The organism is uncultured Mucilaginibacter sp. (assembly GCF_903913935.1).
Taxonomy (GTDB): domain Bacteria; phylum Bacteroidota; class Bacteroidia; order Sphingobacteriales; family Sphingobacteriaceae; genus Mucilaginibacter.
In genome coordinates this window covers 1-3274 of record NZ_CAIWNH010000274.1, presented here as the reverse complement: position 1 = coordinate 3274, position 3274 = coordinate 1, and the positions used below count along the sequence as shown (strand labels likewise).

The 3274-nt window shown below is 44.4% G+C and carries 4 protein-coding genes; all 4 read right to left on the bottom strand.

What is annotated here, in order from left to right; genetic code table 11:
• Positions 1 to 562 (bottom strand): beta-ketoacyl synthase chain length factor (locus tag QZY09_RS10805; RefSeq protein WP_295672257.1); only part of this gene is annotated, 562 nt, incomplete at its 3' end.
• A 1-nt stretch (position 563) separates the two neighbouring features.
• Positions 564 to 1763, bottom strand: coding sequence for a beta-ketoacyl-[acyl-carrier-protein] synthase family protein (locus QZY09_RS10800; protein ID WP_295672255.1), 1200 nt, complete (start codon positions 1761 to 1763; stop codon positions 564 to 566).
• Positions 1764 to 1765: 2 nt separating this feature from the next.
• Complete coding sequence (locus tag QZY09_RS10795; protein ID WP_295672253.1) at positions 1766 to 2362, bottom strand: hypothetical protein; 597 nt, start codon at positions 2360 to 2362, stop codon at positions 1766 to 1768.
• Between the two features lie 64 nt (positions 2363 to 2426).
• On the bottom strand, positions 2427 to 3274 hold an 848-nt coding region (locus QZY09_RS10790), incomplete at its 5' end, for a beta-ketoacyl synthase N-terminal-like domain-containing protein (RefSeq protein WP_295672251.1).

Sequence of the window (3274 nt, the reverse complement as noted above, 5' to 3'; positions counted from 1 at the left end):
GCAAGCGTTTATAAAGGCCCAGTCGGCTCAATATGGCAAAGCTGGTATCGGTCATCTCATCCGTTCCGCCAACCAGGATATTATCCGCTTCGTTTTCCTTTAAAAGCATCATGGCATCCAGCAGGGCACTTTCAAATGAAATACCTTTGTGCACGAAAGTATTGTTATAGCCATGGCATTTGAGTAAGAGGGCAATCTGGGCGCCCACTGTATTATGGGTCGACTGGATAAAGGCTGTTGGCGGAAGCATTTCTTCCTCCTGCTCAATAATCCGGCTCAAAAATGTCACAGTATCTTCGAGGCAGCCATAAGCCGTACCGGTAATGATCGCGCCCGGCATGTCAACCCCGCCATTTTTCAGGCAATCCATGGCTGCCGCAACGCCCATTTTAATAACATGGCTCATTCTTCTGAGCGATTTAGGATCAACAAATGCTTTATAGTCAGGCGCCAGCACTTTAAGCCGGGTACCATAATATTCAACAGCCTCAGTTAAAAAACTTTCGTTATCAAAAGTATTTTGGGGCGATATACAAGCAGCCGACCGGATAAATACGCTCATTTTAAATTACTGAAAATATAAGAGATGTACAATTTCCTCCGAAACCAAAGGAATTGGACATCACATGGTTAATCGTTTGGCCTTTCAAAAACTTTTTTGCAGGCTCCAGCTGCAAACTATTCATGGGGGTTTGAAAACGCAGGCTTGGATAAATCAGGCCATGTTTAATCGCGAGCACCGAAAATACCGCTTCTATCCCGCCGCTTGCACCCAGGGTATGCCCCGTAAATGATTTAGTGGAACTCATTGGAGGGTAGTTTGGGTCAAACAGGCGTTTAATGGCGGCGCCTTCTGCGCTATCGTTGTTCGGCGTACCGGTACCATGCAGGTTGATATAAGCTATATCGCCGGGCATCAAACCACTTTTTTCAAGAGCCCCGTTCATGGCCAGATATGAACCCATGCCGTCTGGCGAGGAAGCCGTTTGATGATATGCATCGTTGCTATTGTTATACCCGCTAAGTTTGCCATACAATGATTTCTTTAATAATTTTGCAACCTTGCCAGAAACCAGTACCAGGTACCCGGCGCCTTCGCCCAGGTTTAGCCCTGCACGATTTTCATCAAATGGCTTACAAAACGCAGGATCAAGGATCATCAGGGTATTAAAACCGTTAAGGGTAAACTTGGTTAAGGCGTCGGCGCCACCAGCAATAACAACATCCAGCACATCGTTTTTTATCAACCGCGCCGCGTAACAAATAGCATTTGCTGAGGAAGAACAAGCGGTGCTGATAGTAGTCATTAAATCTGTGATGCCAAGCTGGTCTGCAACTAGTTCAGTCATGCTGCCGCATTCATGGTCGTAAACATTTTTCAATTTCCCCCTGGCGTTGTTTTCCAAAAAATCAATAAAGAAAAGCTCGCTTCTGTCCATACCACCTACTGTATTTGCTGAAACAAAACCGGTGCGGAGGACTTCCAAATGAGGTATATCAGCATCGGTTAAAGCCTCGCGGGCCGCAGCCAGGCTTAATAACGCGGTCCGGCTGCTATCCGCAGGCAATCCGGTTAACGCCGCAAGCTGTAAATTATCCAGTTTTACTTCGGCTACCGGGAGTTTTTTTTGATGGATACTTTCCAATAACGTAATATCGCCCATTCCAGCTTCTTCCTGTTCAAATGCCCCCAGGTGTTCGGCTACATGGTTACCAATGGCTGAAATCACCCCTATACCGGCCACATACACAGAAGAATCCATATTTAATATTTTAGATAATTCAATTTTCCGAAAACATCAGCCATATTTTTCGCTGAAAATAAAACCGGTTGTTTTTGTTGATGTTGCTCCACTAAAAACAGCACTGTTTTATAATCCCCCCCCAAAACATCAACCCAACCGCAAATACATGCCCGGATCAATTGCTTATTCATCAACGTACTGATATATTGATCAACAAATACTGGATCGAAATGTTCAGCCACAAAAAAGACCTGTTCTCCTTTGAAATGATGACGGATACAAATCTCACCGATGACAATATTGGGCAGTGTGTAAACAAATAACGATGGGCTGGCGAACTCCTTTAGGGTTTCAAAATATTTCAAATCATTATCGAGGCTGCTGTTGGCATTCGCTAAAATGATCCCCGTTTCTTCCGGCCGGTAATCGTCTTTTGTAAAACTATCTTTCAGCAATATTTCAGCCGCCAACCAGCCCAGCTTGCATAAATGATCCATTTTATGAAACTTCGGGTAATTGAACTGAAAATGCCGGTAAACAGAAAGCAAAAAACCTTCAGTATCGGCATCCTTATTTTCAAATAATGATGCTCCGTCCTTACCAACTATCCCATTCATTAAGGTGCAACTCGCAGTTATATAATTTTCCAAAGTGCAATATTTCATCTTAAACTAACGTCATTTAATATTTGCCAAATAACACCGCTCCATTACAACCGCCAAAACCGGATGCGGTTTTAAGGCAATTTTTAAAATCGCCATGTAACAACTCTTTGAAAATATTGATAGGCTGAGTCACGCCAATTTGGTTAAACCCTAAGGTCGGCAACAGCAAATTATCCTTCAACGACTGAATAGAGACGACCGACTCAATCAGTCCCGCAGCGCCTAAGGTATGTCCGTAATAAGCTTTTAAACTATTTACCGGTGTAAATTGCAGTCCAGCCAAAGCAAAGGCATTCGCTTCCATTTCATCGTTATACACCGTGGCTGTACCGTGTGCCGAAACAAAATCAATGTCAGGGGCGCTGATCGCAGCCTCCTGCATCGCTTTTTCAATTGCACCTGCGAGTTCCGCGCCAGTGCGTGAAGGGCCGGAGATATGGTTGGCGTCATTCCTTACCGCGCCGCCTTTGACCTTTATATTTTGGGTGGATTTTTTATGGGTGGATAGGATAATGGTCGCAGCACCTTCCCCCAAATTCAAACCATCCCGCAATCGGTCAAATGGTTTACATCTTTGCGGGCTTAGCGCCTGGAATGACTGAAAACCAGAGCAAATAAATTTGGAGATCACATCTGCACCTGCGATCACTGCGTTTTCAAATTTCCCGGCCCGGAGCAGCCGCATACCGGTGATGATCGCTAAAACGCCCGAGATACAGGCATTTGAAATAATGATGGGCGGATTAATAAATCCAAAATGTTCTGAAATCAGTTTGGCCGAAGTCGGCAGCGCTATTCTTTTTGTTAGTACATCGCCCGTGATTTTATTTTCCAGTAAACTGATATTGCCTTTGGTAGAAAGAT

Coding starts and splice junctions, on each gene's coding strand:
- QZY09_RS10800 (WP_295672255.1), bottom strand. CDS start 1,763: ATGGATTCTTCTGTGTATGTGGCCGGTATAGGGGTGATTTCAGCCATT.
- QZY09_RS10795 (WP_295672253.1), bottom strand. CDS start 2,362: ATGAATGGGATAGTTGGTAAGGACGGAGCATCATTATTTGAAAATAAG.